Origin of the sequence: Longicatena caecimuris (assembly GCF_004341945.1) — a bacterium.
Taxonomy (GTDB): domain Bacteria; phylum Bacillota_I; class Bacilli_A; order Erysipelotrichales; family Erysipelotrichaceae; genus Longicatena; species Longicatena caecimuris.
The window spans coordinates 26,051-43,454 of record NZ_SMBP01000017.1 but is presented as its reverse complement, the minus strand read 5'-3'; the positions used below and the strand labels follow the sequence as shown (position 1 = coordinate 43,454).

Genomic DNA, 17,404 nt, shown 5'->3' with positions numbered 1-17,404 from the left:
ATCTTTCAAAATGCTTGGTAAATAAACACCTATGAAATATTGGAATTATAAAAAGCTTTCATTTTTATTCAGGAAAATACATAAATCTTTTCACTTTTACAAAAACACCGGTTCCTCTGTCGTATAGTTTTATGAGGTGATAGATGTGGAACTAAAGGAATTGCAAGAAATTTTAGATAAGGATGAGAAGAAAGGAAAGATTGTAGAGAAAGCATATTGGGAAGAGCTTTGGCAACATTACATAGAAGAAAAAAGTCAGGATTATCGCAGTTTGGAAGTGAAGGATGCGATACCTAAACTGATTAGTGATATGAATTTACGCGAACGACGTAATATCACGAATTGTAATGAATTGGGAGTGGATATTCGTGTTGGTGATATTTGTTATATTGATTTTGGCGAAGCTTATATTTATGAAATCGGATTTCAACATTTTGGTATCATCATGACTTTATTTCACAACAAAGCGTTTGTTGTGCCGATGAGTGGGAATCACAGTGCTTATGTACAGGCTTATGGGAAAGACAATCCAAAAGGTAAACGTCATTTGATGCGGCTTGGCAAGATTCGGGGCATGAATAAGGAATCGGTTTTATTTATCAATGATGCTAAGTGGATCAATACGGCACGTATTATAGATGTGAAATCACATTTAGATAAAAATAGTAATCTGTTTCGTGAAATAAAAGAACGTGTGAAACAATGCTTAGATTAAAAAGCATCCTTAGGGATGCTAGGTGTTAAAACATTTCATCGTTAGATGTTAGGACTAACTTTTGGGATCACATCAGGGATTCGCTGGTCTGTATTAAGATATGAATCCATTTTTTTGAATGGAAACGCCATAAAGTGATGAGCGCTTTGACAATTTCATCACTAAAGGATAATGCTACGACCAAAGGAAGTGGAAGTTTCCATACGGCTGCGCCTAGGAATGCCAGCGGTATCGCAATACACCAAATGCCGATGACATCACATGCCATACAAAAGCGGGTATCGCCACCTGCTCGAAGAATACCGCAGATATGCACATAGGACATCATCTTCGGGGTATTATAAAGCGCAAAGGCGATGATGGTCGCATCTAATAAACGACTCGTAGCTTCATCATAGTTATAAATATCTACGATCATAGCACGACTGGCATATAGCAGAATACTCATGGTCAGACAGAATCCCAGATTCATCAGAATAAAGATTTTTCCATAGGTATAGGCAAGATCACTACGTTGGCGTCCTAATTCATTTCCGATCATGACAGCACAGGCATTGCCTAAACCAAAGAATACGCATTGGAATAAATCATTAATAACACTCGCCACTTGTACAACTGCCACAGCACTGGTGCCCAATAATCCATAAGCCATGAAGCAGACCGTTGTACCTACGCTCCAAGCACTTTCACTTGCCGCTACCGGCAGAGCCGTTTTCACAACACGTTTTAATAATTCATGATCCAAATGTGTAATCGTAAATAAATCTGCGGCTAAAGGATGCTCCTTACTGGTGTATACGTAAGTTAGGATAAAGACCATTTCAATTAAGCGGGCAATGAGGGTAGCTATCGCCGCTCCCTGGGCACCTAATTGAGGCATATAGAAATTACCATATATTAAACCATAATTAAGAATGGTATTAATCGTTATGGCAATAATCGTTGCAATAGTTGGTATGCGCAGGTTATGAATGGCACGCGAGTTAAAACTCATTAAAAAAGAAAAGGCAGTCATAATATAGGTGAAGCAGGTAATCCGTAGATATTGTGCGCCTATTTGAATGGCGTGTGCATCTCTTACGAAGAGTCTTAAGATGCCAGGGGCAAATAAAAAAGCAGTGATACAGGTGAATACGGATAGGATAAAACCAATCCGCATTTGAATAGCGATGACCTTTCGGATGTTTTTCACATCATGAATCCCCCAATATTGCGACACAAAAATACTAGCACCGCTATAAATACCAAAACAGATAGTAGAAAAGATAAAATAAACTTTATTAGCAGCTCCCACAGCAGCTAATTCGGCAACACCGACACTCCCGATCATGAAGGTATCAATCATATTCAAACTTAACGATATGATCTGTTGAATGATGATGGGCAGACCGATGGTCAGCATCGTAGATAAAAAAACACGACGATTTATCATATAGATCCCCTTTCAAAACAAGATTATTTTATCAGAAAACAACAAGAAATGACAGATGGTTTCACATGTTCAGTATATCTTGTGGTGATTATGTAAAGATAAGACAAAAACTGACAGAATCCTTGAGAAAACACTTTTATAATCGTGTCATGAAAGAGGTGGTTTCGGTTGGAAAAGGCAGTCATTAAGAAAACAAGGGGGAAAGCGCTTTTGCGTCCCAGTGATATTGTTTGTGGTATTTTAGCGATTTACATAGGTATCAGCGACACGGTGGTATCTCCGCTCATCATTTTTTTATTTGTAGCATATTCTTATTTACGTAGTAATAAAGAGGCCTGTATCAGCGTGTTTTTCATACTGTTATTGGCATTACAGAAAGATATTCTCACGGCATATTTTTATGCATTAGGATTTTCGTTGTTTTTTGTTTTGTTGTACATAGTGAAAATCTTGAATCGTAATCTTTATCAATGGATTCCCTTTGTGATAGGTTTGGTATTGATTCCTTATGCGATACGGCAATTTAACATAACCCCGAAAGCTATGATTGAACCAATGATTGGCGGTATTCTGATGTATCAAACATGTTCACAATATGGCTGGACACAGAAACGCTATGCCCTTACTGAAAGCATGTATGGCGCAATGCTTATGAGTATCGCCCTGGTGTTAGCTGCCAGTATGCCATTATATTACACACCAATACTTCTTTTTGCGTATTTGTTAATCACTATTATCTGTACACGGGAAAGTGCTGCAGCACTTTTAGGAATTTTATTTTTATTACCCATTCATGAAGAGGCGCTATTCTTAGTATTAGGAATCTGCATGATCTTTAAAGATAAAAAAGCTTTGTGTTGTTTTATCCTTATCCTAAGTTATTTTTTCCTTCCTTCGACAATGTTTACTTATGCTTATCTTGGTGTTGCAATCTTATCTGTACTCATCCTGCGTGTGGAGTATATTCCCTTGTTATACTTGGAAACAAAGGAAACAATGCTTCCTTATAGGGGGAATGATAATCTATTGCGTAGACAGATGCAAAATTATGCCGGTATCTTTCAATCACTGGCAGAGTATTATGAGGGCATTCATCAGACGGGGGCTGAATTACTATTAAATATGGCAAATGCATTGCAATATAATGCAGAAGAGATTCAGAAGATACCGTTAGAAGGGAAACGCTATGAACAATTACAAAAAGCCTTAGAGGGTTATCAATTCAGCGTAGAAACTTTACATATAGAGGAAAGCAGTGATGGCAGTTTGCAATTACATCTGGAAGTCGGCAATTTACGGCGAGGGGAAATTCATATGACCTTGCAGCCATTATTGGAAACTTTGTTACATCGTAAGCTGCAAGTCTTAGAAGTCCAAAAGAAACGTTTTGTCCGAGGGTTTTCCATCTTATTTACAGATGCCTTACCTTTTGATATTGAGGCATATGGTGATAGTATCCGTAATTCTTATACCGGAAATGGCGATAGTTACTCAATCTTCCGTTTTCGCCAAAGTATGATTTGTATGATCAGTGATGGTATGGGAAATGGTGAAAATGCAGCACGCAGTTCTCGTTTGATTACCAGTTTATTTCAGCGTATGATCATCAGTGGCATACCACAGGATAGTGCCATTCGCTGTATCAACAAATTGATTCAAAGTGACACCTATGCGACCTTGGATGTAATCTGCATCAATCGCTCCAGCGGGATGGCATATATTTCGAAATCAGCCGCATGTCCAACATTCTTATTACGTGATGAGCATCTGCATGAAATCAATGGCAATGCTTTGCCGGTAGGAATCATATCGGCTATAGAACCAGATTGCTTCGAAGTAGCCTTGCAAGAAGGTGATGAATTCTTAATGATCTCTGATGGCATTACCCGCAGTGAGGTAAGTGCATGGCTTTCACAGCGTAAAAAAGAAGATTTAAAAGAAGATGTTGCCGCCTTTAGCGATACTTTATCACGTCAACGAAGAAAAGACGATTCCACCTTAATCGCTATAAAAGTATGTAAGGCAAACGCACAGATAGGGGCATGATCATGATATACGCTTTGCATTGTGTAAGTAGGTAAGACTGTATGTACGCAGTCTTTTTTTAAACGACATTTTTCTGTATACCGATGTGAAGTTCATGTGAAATCAATGAAAAACCTTGATTTTCATAGGCTTTAGTATATAATACGCATATGAAAAGTTTAGCCAATCTTTCGCAACAACACGTATATGTCATTGGTGTCAGCGGCGGTCCGGATTCTATGGCATTATTAGATATGTGCAGATCTTATGGTCTGTCTTTTCTTGTGGCACATATGAATTATCAGAAACGCGAAAGTGCATTCCGTGATGAAGAGCTGGTGGTTAATTATTGCCAAAGGTATGAAATTCCATGTTATGTAAAAAGGCAGAAGAAACCATGCAAGGGAAACTTTCAGGCATTTGCCAGAGCAGAACGTTATCATTTCTATCACGAATTACTTGAAAAATATCATGGTGATGCCATCTTGTTGGCACATCATTTAGATGATCACTTAGAAACGTATCTGATGCAGATGGAAAGAGGTTCTAAGGGTGTGTATTATGGGATTCAAGAAGAAACGGTATTATATGATTGTAAGGTTCTGCGTCCACTATTATCCTATACCAAACAGGAATTATTAGCATATTGTATTGAACATCAAGTTCCGTATGGCTTTGATGAAAGTAATTTTACAGATGATTATACAAGGAATCGGATTCGTCATTCTTATATTGATCATATGAGCCGTAAGGAAAAGGAAGAGCTGGCGGCTGAAATAGCAGAGAAGAATAACAAAGTACAACAGGTATTAGAGAAGACAAAGGCTTTTTTAGCAGTTTGGCAGTATGATGCGGCAGCTTTATGCGAGCTTGATGAAAATTTTCGTAAACAAGTTTTACGTACATGGATTTATCAAGAATGCAAAGAACATGTATCAGAAAAGCTGTTAGATCAATTGGCAGGCCTGCTTTTTAAGGCAAATAATTGGACAAGTGATATCGGAAAACGCTATTGTATGAGTAAGGAATATGGCATTGTGCATATTCATGTGAAAGATATGCCATCCTATGCCTATGTACTGCATGAAGTAGCATGTTTGCATACACCTTATTTTCATACCAGCTTAACAGGAAAGAGCTGTGAGGCGCTAACCTTATATCCGCAGGATTTTCCTATTACGATTCGTAATGTACAAGAAGGCGATGCTATCATATTGCGGTTGGGTAGAAAAAAGGTGCATCGTTGGTTTATTGACCGCAAAATTCCTTCTTGGGAAAGAAAATGTTGGCCGGTTGTTGTCAACGCACAGGGAAATGTGATTTTAGTACCGCAAATCGGTTGTGATATTGCACATTTCTCTAACAATCCAAGCATATTTGTGGTAAAATAGTTTATAGCTGTATTAGGAGGAATAACGATGCATGAAGTTGTAGAAAAGGTATTGGTTTCACAGGATGAAATCATTCATAAATGTGCAGAACTCGGCGCAAAGATTACGAGTGATTATAAAGCTTTGAATGAGGTTCCTTATGTCGTAGGCTTATTAAAAGGAAGCGTTCCCTTCATGGCGGAAATTATTAAGCATATTGATTTAGATATTCAAATAGATTTTATGGATGTATCCAGTTATCAGGGGACAAAGTCTGTAGGAGATATTCGTATAGATAAGGATTTGGATTGTTCCGTACAAGGATTATCCATTCTGTTAGTTGAAGATATCGTCGATACCGGCAGAACATTAAAGGAAGTAAAACGTACATTGATGAATAAGGGTGCCAAGGATGTGAAGGTTGTATCATTGCTTGACAAACCGGATCGTCGTGTTGTTGATATAGAGGCAGAATATGTAGGATTTGCCATTCCAAATGAATTTGTTATTGGATATGGTTTAGACTATGACCAGAAGTATCGCAATCTGCCATACATTGGAGTTTTAAAACGCGAAATCTATGAATAAGCAAAAAGGAGGCGTATCATATGAACAATAAAAAGGTAATAAGTCTGTTGCCTTATATTCTTGTTATTTCTATTATGGTCCTTCTGATTACATTTGGAAATGGTAGTAACACAAAAGAGTTCAATTATAATGAATTTGCGGCGCAAGCTGAAAATTTATCATTTAAAGAAGTCAATATGTCTATGGGTACTACCGTCATCGGAGTCAGAGGAACCTATCAGAATGGCGATAGCACGAAGAGTTTTACAGTCAGTGTGCCACGCACGGATGACAATGTAAAATGGCTGAGTGAATTATTTGAAAAGAATAAGAAGACAAAAGTGAATGTATTAGATGCAAATAAGGAAAGTGTATTAGAAGTTTTCCTTAAAAGCGTATTGCCTTTCTTGATTCTTGGTGGAGCAGCAATCTTCCTGTTCTCTCGTATGAATGCAGGAGGCAATAACAAGGCCTTTGAATTTAGTAAATCCAGGGCGAAGATAGAAAGCAGCATTAAAGTGCGTTTTAAGGATGTTGCCGGATGTGATGAAGAAAAAGAAGAAGTGAAGGAAATCATTGATTACTTGAAAGACCCAAAACGCTTTACCGATATGGGTGCTCGTATTCCTAAGGGGATGCTGATGGTTGGCCCTCCGGGTACTGGTAAGACTTTGTTGGCGAAAGCGGTGGCCGGAGAAGCAGATGTGCCTTTCTTCTCGATCAGTGGATCTGACTTTGTGGAAATGTTTGTCGGTACCGGTGCTAGCCGTGTGCGTGACATGTTTAAAAAAGCTCAACAACACGCACCATGTATCGTCTTTATTGATGAAATTGATGCGGTTGGACGCCAGCGTGGAGCCGGTATGGGCGGTGGAAACGATGAACGTGAACAAACCTTAAACCAGCTGTTGGTAGAGATGGATGGTATGGGTGAAAATAAAGGTATCGTTATTATTGCCGCAACGAATCGCCCGGATGTCTTAGATCCTGCCTTATTACGAAGCGGACGTTTTGACCGCCAGATTACGGTTAATCTTCCGGATAAGAAAGGCCGTTATGAAATCTTAAAGGTACATGCCCGCAATAAGAAATTGGCAAAGGATATTTCTTTAGAGTCTTTGGCGAAACGTACTCCGGGATTCTCTGGTGCGGATTTGGAAAACGTGTTAAATGAAGGTGCCATTTTGGCCGTTCGTGATAAACGTAAGATGATTACGATGGAAGATTTAGATGAAGCTATCGACCGTGTAATGATGGGTCCGGCGAAGAAATCAAAGAAGTATACGGAGAAAGAGAAACGTCTGGTAGCTTATCATGAGGCAGGGCATGCGGTAATTGGTCTGAAACTTGAGGATGCCGATAAGGTAGAAAAAGTAACGATTATTCCACGTGGAGAAGCCGGTGGCTATAACCTCATGACACCGAAGGAAGAAAAATTGTTCCCGACAAAAGCTGATTTTATGAGCCAGATTACTGGATTAATGGGTGGTCGTGTGGCCGAAGAAGTCATGTTTAATGAAATTTCTGCCGGCGCTAGCAATGATATTCAAAAGGCGACAAAGATTGCGAAAGCAATGGTAAGAAGTTGGGGTATGTCTTCCCTTGGACCTATTCAATATGATGATGGTACAGGAAATGTTTTCTTAGGAAGAGATTATGGCAGCGGAAGTAATTATTCCGGAGAGATTGCTTATGAAATTGATAAGGAAATCCGGAAGATCATTAATGAGTGTTATGATCAGGCAAAGAAACTGATTGAGGACAATAAAGATCTGTTAACATTGATTGCGGAAAATCTGATTGAAGAAGAAACCATTACAAGTGAGCAGATTAATAATTTAATGACTTATGGTAAATTGACTTCTCCGGAACAGGAACAGCGGAAAGAACAAGCCCGTATAGAAGCAGAAAGAGAAGAAGAACGTTCTGCGCAAGCTCAGGCGGAAGCTGAAAATCCAACGCAGGAAGCAGAAGATAATGAAACTTCTTTGAAGCGAGAAGAAGAAAAACAAAAAGCGCAGAAGAGTTTTGAAGAAGCGTTAAAAGAATTAACGAAACACGACAGTGAAGAATAACAATGGGAAGCCAAATCATTGGCTTCCTTTCCTTATTCATAAGGGTGAAAACAAATAAGAGGATAGGATAAGGATCGCAAAAGGCTGTTCCTAATCGATCATTTATGCTAGTATCATAATAAATGAATAAGGTTTATTTTATAGTTACTATCAATAGCCATAGGTTGTAAAACTTAAATGATACTCTTTAAAACAGATATGAAATAAGCGTGTAAATCGTAGTGCTTTATTTAATGAAATAGGAGTTATGTGTTTCCTTGATAGAAAAGGAGGGAAATGGATGGCATTTAAGAAAAGATTAAGGGCTTATCGTATTGCACAAAAACTGAGTTATGAAGAACTTGCTTTATTATGTAATGTAACACCATGGACCATCAGAAGATGGGAACTTGGATTAGGTAAAGCAAATGAAGAGCAAATGGCAAAGTTGATTAAGCTTTTGCACATCCCAGAGGAAATAAATGAGAATAGCATGCCAATTAAGCAGCGTAAGGATAAAAGTACTTTTTTTAAAGGTTGTGAATATACTTCTTCCTGCAAAGTATTTGGGATTCCTTTGCTTGCTGTACAACTTGGTTTGGGAAGGAACAGAAATGGAAAACGACGAATAGCGAAAGGCATCATTGCCATTGGTAATACAGCTGTGGGGGTGATATCGCTTGGCATGATGAGCTTTGGTATTTTATCTTTTGGCCTATTAAGCTTTGGCTTCCTTTTTTGTTTAGGTGTGTTGGCAATCGGAGTGTATGCTTTAGGAGCGCTAGCTATAGGCTATATCAGTGTTGGTACTTTAGCTATTGGCATGTATAGTATCGGGGTTATTTCCATTGGCTTTGAAGTAAGCTTTGGTATCGTTGCTTATGGGCATCTGGCAATCGGAACGCACGCTTTTGGTGATACGATGCTTCTCTTGGCGAATAAACAAGGTTGTTTTTTAGATAGTACAGCGATGAAAACCGTGATGCTATTGTTGGCAGAAAATGATTACCCCTTTTTGATACGCTTCCTTTTAACACATATCCCTATCTGTATATGATCAAGGGGATGCGTATAAAAGTCATTGTTTCGCAAGTTAATTTATGTTAGAATAATGCGTAAATGCGAGGTGATGCTATGAAGAATATGACACAAGGGAATGTTATGAAATTGTTGTTGAGTTTTGCTGTTCCGGTCCTTTTGGGAAATATCTTTCAGCAATTTTATACTATGGCAGATACGATGATGGTAGGACAGATTTTAGGGGTACGTGCCTTAGCTGCTATGGGAGCTACTGCTTCCTTATCCGGTTTGGTCATTGGTCTGGTAAGTGGTGTATCTATGGGAGTATCAATATTGATAGCACAGTATTACGGAGCTAGGGATCAGGAAGGCATGAAAATGGCAACTTATGGATGTATATTGTTATGTATGTCCAGTGTGGTAATTATCGTGCTTGCCGCGATGCTTTTAAAGACACCAATTCTTTCCTTACTTCAGACACCGAAAAGTATTCTTTCGATGGCAGATGGGTATTTAACTATCATATTTATGGGATTGTTTATTACTATGGCATATAATATGATGGCAAGTATGTTACGCTCAATTGGTGATAGTAAGACACCATTATATTTTCTCATCATTGCCTCTTTAACCAACATCGCCTTGGATTATCTTTTTATTGCTCAATTGCATTTAGGCATCAATGGAGCTGGCTATGCCACCGTACTGGCACAGTTGTTAAGTGTAGTATTATGCTTCCTGTATATGAGAAAGAAATATCCAATGTTTTTCTTGAAAAAAGAAGAATGTCATGTAGAAAGAGAAGTTTTTCTGAAACAAATGTCTATGGGGATTTCCATGGGGCTTATGAATTCCATTGTATCCATCGGTTCAGTAGTCTTACAGAGTGCAGTGAACAGTCTGGGAGAAATGACCATTGCGGCACATGTGGCAGCACGCAAAATTGTGGAGATGTTTATGCAGCCACTGATTTCCATTGCCATTGCTGTTACAACCTTTGTTTCACAAAACTTAGGTGCTAAACAGTATCATCGAATCCGAGAAGGTATGAAAAAAAGTATATGGATAAGCTTTGGTTGGGTAGGTATCGTCATCTTATTATCCTTTACATGCATTGATTTCTTTATTGGCTTCCTTGTCAATAAGCAACAGACACAGGTTGTTTCACTAGCGGCTTATTATACCAGAATCAGCAGTGTATTTTATTTCATCCTTGCGATCTTATTTATTTATCGTAATGGTTTGCAGGGGCTTGGCAATGGGCGAAGTCCGATTGTATCCAGCTGTATTGAAATGGGCGTTAAGATTATTGCAACCTTTGCTTTGATACCTTTTAGCGGCTATACCGGTGTATGTTTTGCGGAGCCAATTGCCTGGTCATTGATGGGACCTTTTCTCTTTATATTCTTTTACCGAGACCTTAAGAAAAAAGAGCGTATGTTGATCTAAAGACAAAACATATTGAATATGAACTATATTTTAGATAAGGAAACTATTACAGACGGTAGCATTTGGAAGATCTTCATGAAAGAAAGTGTTATGCAATAAGCGAAGTGTTATCACTTCCTTTTCTTTTTGTTAATGATTATGGTATACTACAGGTGCAAATTCAAGGAGTGAAGGAAAATGAAAGACTATTTAATAAAAGCATTAGCATGTAATGAACATGTGCGAATTTATATATGTTCCTCTACCGCTTTAGTTGAGGAGGCTCGCAAGCGATTTGATTTATGGCCAACCAGTGCTGCGGCTTTAGGGCGTACGCTAAGCGTTGGTTCCATGATGGGAAGTATGCTGAAGAGTGATAAAGAACAATTGACCATTCGCATAAATGGCGGCGGTCCTATTGGCACCATTTTAGTTGATGCATACAGTGATGGACATGTCCGCGGCTTTGTATCCGATCCACATATCATGTTGCAATATAACGATACAGGAAAACTTGCTGTAGGTACAGCGGTAGGAAAAGAAGGTTATTTAGAAGTTATCAAAGATTTGAATATGAAAGAAAACTGGAGTGGCACTGTCGCTTTACAAAGTGGAGAAATCGGTGATGACTTTGCATATTATTTTACGGCCAGTGAACAGACACCATCCGCAGTATCTGTAGGCGTACTTGTAAATCCAGATAATGCTATTCAGGCTGCCGGCGGCATGATCATTCAAATGATGCCAGATGCAGAGGAAGAAGATATTGTAAAAGTAGAAAACATCATAGCGCATATGGAACCTATTTCAAAATTGATCAATGAAGGGGAAAGTTTAGAGGACATTCTTACTTCATTGTTTGATGATGCAACAATCTTATCTAGTCAGGAAATAGCATTTCGCTGTCATTGTGATCGAGCGACTATGAAACGGGTATTAGTAACATTGTCAAAAGAAGAGCGTAAGAAACTGATTGAAGAAGATCATGGTTGTGAGATTACCTGCAATTTCTGTAATGAAAAATATTATTTCAATGAACAGGAGCTGCGTGATTTGGAAGGATTCATAGAACGTTATGCAAGATAAATCGTGGAAGATACGCGATATCACCATACCCAATCAAGTTGTTATTGCACCTATGGCTGGTATCAGTAATCCGGCTTTCCGTGTGATTTGCAAACAATTTGGCGCAGGATTGATTTATACGGAAATGGTAAGTGATAAGGCGTTATATTATGAAAATGAAAAAACATTGCATATGACAGCAGTTGAAAAAGAAGAACATCCTTTGACCATGCAAATCTTTGGACATGATATTGAAACGATGGTCTATGCCGCTAAGTTACTGGATGAGAAAAGTGATTGTGATATCATAGATATCAATATGGGATGTCCGGTGAATAAAATAATCAAATCCAATGCCGGCAGTGCCTTAATGAAGGATATTGATCATGCGGTTACAATGACGAAAGCAGTTGTCGATAGTGTAAAAAAACCGGTTACTGTTAAGATGCGTATAGGCTGGGATATGGATAGCATCAATTGTGTCGAACTAGCAAAAGGGTTAGCATCTGTTGGTGTGTCTGCTTTGGCTGTGCATGGCAGAACACGGAAACAAATGTATGAAGGCAAAGCTGATTGGCAATATATCAAAGCTGTCAAACAAGCTGTTTCTATTCCGGTTATGGGAAATGGTGATATACGCAGCAGTGAAGATGCCAAGCGGATGTTGGATACGACTGGTTGTGATGCGATCATGGTAGGTCGTGGTGTATTAGGTGATCCATGGCTGATCAAAGAAATTGCGACATATTTGGCTACCGGAGAAAAGCTGCCACCGGTCAGTGTGAATGAAAAATTTACCATGGCAAGACTTCATGCAAAACGCCTCTGTGATTTAAAGGGTGAACATGTGGGGATGCGGGAAATGCGTGGACATGCCGCATGGTATGTTAAAGGTTTACCAAAAAGTCATCAGTTAAAAGACAGTTTGACAAAGATGGATACATATGCGCAGATGGAAGAAATTTTATGTGCATATGAAAAAGTATATCAAGAATATATAGATAGTTATGTGCCATCCCAACGATAGCTGTTTTAGGCGAAGTGTTTCCATATGTAGGGGGCACTTCGATTATAAGGAAAAGTTGTTTAATAGTAAGAACTCTAAAATTTGGAATACACCAAAAAAGGAGTTCTTTTTATTTGATCTTTCAACTTTATATCATATAATTATCACATAATAATTAAGAAATTTTCCCTTGGAATTGCTTGTTGTTTTGTGACGTACCTGTTATAATGACATTATAATTTGAAGGAGGATGCGTATGCCAAGAACAATGTATAAAGAAGAAACGATCATTCAAAAAACACAGGAAGTCGTTCGCGGCTTTTATGATAGAGATATCATAAAAACTACGCATCTAATGAGTGATGACTTTATGTATATCGGGCCTAATGATTTTCAATGGTCCAAAGGATCTGATGAATTCAAACGAATAACGGAGAAAGAATTGCATGAACCAGCTGCCATAGTATCCGATGAAGAATATCATCTTTTGTTTCATGAACGCGGTGTTTGGGTTGTTTATGGTCGCTATAAGATCATGGCGGCATTAGAGGATGATAACAGTATCTATGCACATGTTCGTTGCACGTTTATCTGGAAACTGATAAAAGGGGAACTATCACTTGTACACATCCATAGCTCACATGCACAGGATATTCCTTTAAGTCAAGCGGGTTTAATAGAAGAACCATTTACGGAGGATACAGAATTCTTTGCTTATTTAAAACAATTGGCATTGATGAATACCAATCTAAAACGCCTTTCTTTCCGAGATAGAGAAAAACATTATCGTTATTTATTGCCTTCTGAGATTTTATATTTAAAAGCAGCGGGACAATGTACTATAGTGTATACAAAAAATGAAAGCTTTGAAGTTTGGGGATTGTTAGCTGATTTTGAAAAGAAATTACCGGAGGTGTTCCATCGTATTCATAAAAGCTATCTGGTAAATTGTATGCAAATTGACAGTATTCAAAGATATCGGGCGAAATTGAAATATTCTGCCACAGAATTACCAATATCGAAAGAACGGTATATGGAATTGAAACGTTATCTCCAAAGATAGATTATATATATCGTCTATTTAATATCATCCACATTACGTATTGCAAATGCTTTGGATTGGTATTGTTTAGGCGTTTTTCATCGAAAATCATTTGACAAACAAATGCATTCTCTATATAATCATAAACGTAATAGGCGATGAAGAGAGAGTAGGTTATTGAGTAACTGACAGAGAGTCCCGCTAAGCTGGAAAGGGATAGTGAGACAATAGCTGAAATAAAGACTTGGAGCCTTCCAACAGGACGTTGCATCTGCGTTAAAGATGGACTTAAAGAAAGTCACTAAGGTCAGTTAGGGAAACCGGCTGATAAATTAGGGTGGTACCACGATGTTAACTCTCGTCCCTATGCGGAAGAGAGTTTTTTTAATGGATAAGGAGCGTAAAAAATGGAAAAGTTAACGGAACAGGAAAAAATTCGTCGACAAAAAATGGAAGAACTCAAAGAAATGGGTATTGAGCCATTTGGACAAGCGTATGAAAGAACACACAAAAGCGGACAGATTCGTGCAGAATATGAAGGCTGTACAAAGGAAGAGTTAGAAGAAAAGAATGTGACGGTAAAAGTTGCCGGTCGTATCATGACGAAGCGTAGACAAGGAAAAGCCGGTTTTATGCACATTCAAGATGTCGATGGACAGATTCAGATTTATGTGCGTAAAGATGTTATTGGTGAAGAAGCTTACGAAGTATTCAAGAAATCAGATTTAGGTGATATTGTTGGTATTGAGGGTAAAGTCATGAAAACCAATCATGGTGAGCTTTCAGTTAAGGCTGAAGTGTATACTCATCTAACAAAAGCATTACGTCCATTACCTGAAAAGTTCCACGGTCTTCAGGATAAGGAAGAACGATTCAGAAGACGTTATGTTGACTTGATTATGAATGAGGAAAGCAAGCGCATTGCCGTAACACGTCCAAGAATCATCCGTGCGATTCAGCGTTACTTAGATGGTAAAGGGTTGATGGAAGTGGAAACACCGGTATTGCAGCCAATTTTAGGTGGAGCAGCCGCAAGACCATTCATTACACATCACAATACTTTAGATATGCCTTTCTATTTGCGTATCGCAACAGAATTACCATTAAAGCGATTGATCGTCGGTGGTTTAGAGGGTGTATATGAAATTGGCCGTTTATTCCGTAATGAAGGAATGGACGCAACACATAATCCGGAATTTACAACAGTGGAGGCTTATGTTGCTTACTCTGATTTAAATGGTATGATGGATTTGATTGAAGGTTTATTTGATTATGTCGCAAATGAGGTATTAGGCACAACCGAGATTACTTATAATGAAAAAGCTATTTCTTTAAAAGCACCTTTCAAACGTTTGCATATGGTAGATGCAATCAAAGAAGCTTGTGGTGTAGATTTCTGGAAAGAAATGAGCTTTGAGGAAGCTTGTGAGATTGCGAAGGAACATGAGATTGAAGTAGAAAAGAAGCATAACAGTGTTGGTCACATCATCAACTTATTCTTTGAGAAATATGTTGAAGAAACATTGATTCAACCTACTTACATCTATGGACATCCAACATCAATTTCTCCATTAGCGAAAAAGAATGCACAGGATCCACGTTTTGCGGATCGTTATGAATTGTTCATTGATGGACATGAATATGCGAATGCTTTCTCTGAGTTGAATGATCCAATTGATCAAAGAGAGCGTTTTGAAAATCAGTTAAAGCTGCGTGATCTTGGGGATGATGAAGCGAATGAAATGGATACGGATTATGTAGAGGCGTTGGAATATGGTTTGCCTCCTACAGGCGGTGTTGGTTTGGGTATTGACCGTTTTGTGATGTTGCTGACTGGGCAGACAACGATCCGTGAGGTGTTGTTGTTCCCGCATATGAAGAATAAGTAAGAGTTCGTACAACTACCATACACATAGCATACAACGCTAAAAAGTCGATAACGAAAGGGTTTTTAGCATCATACAGGTAGCATATAAATGCATATAAAAAGCGAAGATTTTTTGCATAAAAACACGATTTTTCCGTGAAAAGTCGTAAAAAAGTCGTGAGAATGGCCAGTTATCATTATGTATAATTGGTCATTTTTATTTGAAATTAAGATTAATTTCTAGTGCTGTGGTATTAAAAATGTCATCGTGCTATAATAAGAAATATAGGTAAATTCGAATTTTTTAGGAATGAAAAGTATGAGTGAATACACATGTGAAAAAGTGTCTTTTAATATAAAACTAAAACACAAGCGTGTTGATATACTCTATTGAGAGATGTATTCGGAGTAAGTAAATAACTAAAGAAAGGTTGATGAGAAAAATGGATAATAATTTAATGGATATTAATCAACTTATTAAAGCAGAAAAGACAGAAGATATTGTACCAGATTTAAAAAATATAATTGAATTATCTCAGAAACAGGCATACCAAGCGATCAATACTGCTTTAGTTTATAGAAATTGGTTGATAGGTTATAGAATAGCAGAAGAAGAACTAAAAGGTGAAGATCGTGCTGAATATGGGACAACACTTATTAGAAAATTATCAAAAGAACTTACAAATGAGTATGGTAAAGGATACACAAAAACAAATCTTTATAGTTTTTATTCTTTTTATAAAATGTATCCAAACATTTTCCACTCAGTGAGTGGAAAATCTGTTCCATTACTTAGTTGGACTCATTATCGTACTTTAATACAAGTAAAAGATGAAAAAGCACGTAACTGGTATGAAAAAGAAACTGCTCAACAAGCTTGGAATGTTAGAACCTTACAACGTAATATTGCATCACAATACTATTACCGTTTACTTAAATCGCAAGTAAAGGATCCAGTAGTTGAAGAGATGAAACAATTAACAACAAAATATCAATATGACAAGTTAGAATTTATTAAGAATCCAGTGATTGCGGAATTTTTATCTTTACCAACTGATACTTCATTTACAGAAACAGAGCTAGAAACAAGTATTATTAGTAACTTGCAAAAATTCTTAATGGAACTAGGAAAAGGATATGCTTTTGTTGCACGGCAACAACATATCCATACGGAAAAACAAGATTATTTTATTGATTTGGTCTTCTATAATTATTATTTAAAATGTTTTGTGTTAGTCGATTTGAAAACAGAAAAAGTAACGCATCAAGATGTAGGGCAAATGGATATGTATGTAAGAATGTATGATGAATTAAAACGAACAGAAAGTGATAATCCAACCATTGGCATTATATTATGTTCAGAAACAGATGAAGATATTGCACGTTATTCAATATTGAAAGGTAATGAACAATTATTTGCAAGCAAATACAAGTTGTATTTACCATCCGATGAAGAATTAAGAGCAGAAATTGAATCACAGAAAACAATATTTGAATTACAAAATAATGAAAAGTAATAAGTATCTTGCGAGGTTATATTTATTTAGAGATCAATAAATAATACTATTATTCCAGTAACGATTTTCACGTGTAAATAAAGTTATAATTTTGCGCACTAATGACTAACTTCTGTTATTTCCTTGTTGCATTACTCATAATTACATACAACTGCATACAGATAAAATATACATGATAGATAGAAGCATATAAAAGACGTAGATTTTCCGTAAAAAGTCGTGAAAAAGTCGTGAGAATGACCAGTTATCGTAATGATAGTTGGTCATTTTTTTGAAAATGAGTTTGATTTCTTGTG

Annotated in this window: 13 protein-coding genes; 12 read left to right on the top strand and 1 reads right to left on the bottom strand. The window is 37.5% G+C overall.

What is annotated here, in order from left to right:
* The first annotated feature begins 145 nt into the window (after nucleotides 1–145).
* Nucleotides 146–715 carry a hypothetical protein gene (locus EDD61_RS10035; RefSeq protein ID WP_008690983.1) on the top strand — a complete coding sequence of 190 codons (570 nt, stop codon included), beginning with the start codon at nucleotides 146–148 and terminating at the stop codon, nucleotides 713–715.
* Nucleotides 716–782: 67 nt separating this feature from the next.
* Here the strand turns inward: EDD61_RS10035 and EDD61_RS10030 are convergent, their stop codons facing one another.
* Nucleotides 783–2,147, bottom strand: coding sequence for an MATE family efflux transporter (locus tag EDD61_RS10030; protein WP_008690984.1), 1,365 nt, complete (start codon nucleotides 2,145–2,147; stop codon nucleotides 783–785).
* Between the two features lie 168 nt (nucleotides 2,148–2,315).
* Between EDD61_RS10030 and EDD61_RS10025 the strand changes: the two genes are divergently transcribed.
* The 11 genes from EDD61_RS10025 to EDD61_RS09975 all read left to right on the top strand — a co-directional run bounded on the left by EDD61_RS10025 (nucleotide 2,316) and on the right by EDD61_RS09975 (nucleotide 17,108).
* Nucleotides 2,316–4,193, top strand: a complete 1,878-nt coding sequence (locus tag EDD61_RS10025; protein ID WP_132225240.1) for a SpoIIE family protein phosphatase — start codon at nucleotides 2,316–2,318, stop codon at nucleotides 4,191–4,193.
* Between the two features lie 149 nt (nucleotides 4,194–4,342).
* Nucleotides 4,343–5,563, top strand: coding sequence for a tRNA lysidine(34) synthetase TilS (gene tilS / locus EDD61_RS10020; RefSeq protein WP_132225238.1), 1,221 nt, complete (start codon nucleotides 4,343–4,345; stop codon nucleotides 5,561–5,563).
* Nucleotides 5,564–5,590: 27 nt separating this feature from the next.
* Nucleotides 5,591–6,130, top strand: a complete 540-nt coding sequence (gene hpt / locus EDD61_RS10015) for a hypoxanthine phosphoribosyltransferase (protein ID WP_008690987.1) — start codon at nucleotides 5,591–5,593, stop codon at nucleotides 6,128–6,130.
* Nucleotides 6,131–6,150: 20 nt separating this feature from the next.
* Complete coding sequence (ftsH, locus tag EDD61_RS10010; RefSeq protein ID WP_008977847.1) at nucleotides 6,151–8,184, top strand: ATP-dependent zinc metalloprotease FtsH; 2,034 nt, start codon at nucleotides 6,151–6,153, stop codon at nucleotides 8,182–8,184.
* A gap of 280 nt (nucleotides 8,185–8,464) precedes the next feature.
* On the top strand, nucleotides 8,465–9,220 hold the full coding sequence (locus EDD61_RS10005) for a helix-turn-helix transcriptional regulator (RefSeq protein ID WP_132225236.1): 756 nt from the start codon (nucleotides 8,465–8,467) through the stop codon (nucleotides 9,218–9,220).
* A gap of 77 nt (nucleotides 9,221–9,297) precedes the next feature.
* Nucleotides 9,298–10,632, top strand: coding sequence for an MATE family efflux transporter (locus EDD61_RS10000; protein WP_132225234.1), 1,335 nt, complete (start codon nucleotides 9,298–9,300; stop codon nucleotides 10,630–10,632).
* A gap of 177 nt (nucleotides 10,633–10,809) precedes the next feature.
* A complete protein-coding gene (gene hslO / locus EDD61_RS09995) occupies nucleotides 10,810–11,697 on the top strand; it encodes an Hsp33 family molecular chaperone HslO (protein WP_008690998.1) in 888 nt (295 codons plus the stop codon).
* Nucleotides 11,687–12,703 (top strand): tRNA dihydrouridine synthase DusB, encoded by a 1,017-nt coding sequence (gene dusB, locus EDD61_RS09990; protein WP_008977844.1) that lies wholly within the window; start codon nucleotides 11,687–11,689, stop codon nucleotides 12,701–12,703. Before hslO ends, dusB begins: the two co-directional genes overlap by 11 nt.
* 235 nt (nucleotides 12,704–12,938) lie before the next feature.
* Complete coding sequence (locus EDD61_RS09985) at nucleotides 12,939–13,745, top strand: LytTR family transcriptional regulator (RefSeq protein WP_008691000.1); 807 nt, start codon at nucleotides 12,939–12,941, stop codon at nucleotides 13,743–13,745.
* A gap of 386 nt (nucleotides 13,746–14,131) precedes the next feature.
* Nucleotides 14,132–15,613: a lysine--tRNA ligase gene (gene lysS / locus EDD61_RS09980; protein ID WP_008977843.1), complete on the top strand. Its 1,482-nt coding sequence runs from the start codon at nucleotides 14,132–14,134 to the stop codon at nucleotides 15,611–15,613.
* A gap of 421 nt (nucleotides 15,614–16,034) precedes the next feature.
* A complete protein-coding gene (locus tag EDD61_RS09975; RefSeq protein WP_132225232.1) occupies nucleotides 16,035–17,108 on the top strand; it encodes a PDDEXK nuclease domain-containing protein in 1,074 nt (357 codons plus the stop codon).
* Nucleotides 17,109–17,404: the final 296 nt, after the last annotated feature.

Coding starts and splice junctions, on each gene's coding strand:
- hslO (WP_008690998.1), top strand. CDS start 10,810: ATGAAAGACTATTTAATAAAAGCATTAGCATGTAATGAACATGTGCGA.
- EDD61_RS10030 (WP_008690984.1), bottom strand. CDS start 2,147: ATGATAAATCGTCGTGTTTTTTTATCTACGATGCTGACCATCGGTCTG.
- EDD61_RS09975 (WP_132225232.1), top strand. CDS start 16,035: ATGGATAATAATTTAATGGATATTAATCAACTTATTAAAGCAGAAAAG.
- hpt (WP_008690987.1), top strand. CDS start 5,591: ATGCATGAAGTTGTAGAAAAGGTATTGGTTTCACAGGATGAAATCATT.
- dusB (WP_008977844.1), top strand. CDS start 11,687: ATGCAAGATAAATCGTGGAAGATACGCGATATCACCATACCCAATCAA.
- EDD61_RS09985 (WP_008691000.1), top strand. CDS start 12,939: ATGCCAAGAACAATGTATAAAGAAGAAACGATCATTCAAAAAACACAG.
- EDD61_RS10005 (WP_132225236.1), top strand. CDS start 8,465: ATGGCATTTAAGAAAAGATTAAGGGCTTATCGTATTGCACAAAAACTG.
- lysS (WP_008977843.1), top strand. CDS start 14,132: ATGGAAAAGTTAACGGAACAGGAAAAAATTCGTCGACAAAAAATGGAA.
- tilS (WP_132225238.1), top strand. CDS start 4,343: ATGAAAAGTTTAGCCAATCTTTCGCAACAACACGTATATGTCATTGGT.
- ftsH (WP_008977847.1), top strand. CDS start 6,151: ATGAACAATAAAAAGGTAATAAGTCTGTTGCCTTATATTCTTGTTATT.
- EDD61_RS10000 (WP_132225234.1), top strand. CDS start 9,298: ATGAAGAATATGACACAAGGGAATGTTATGAAATTGTTGTTGAGTTTT.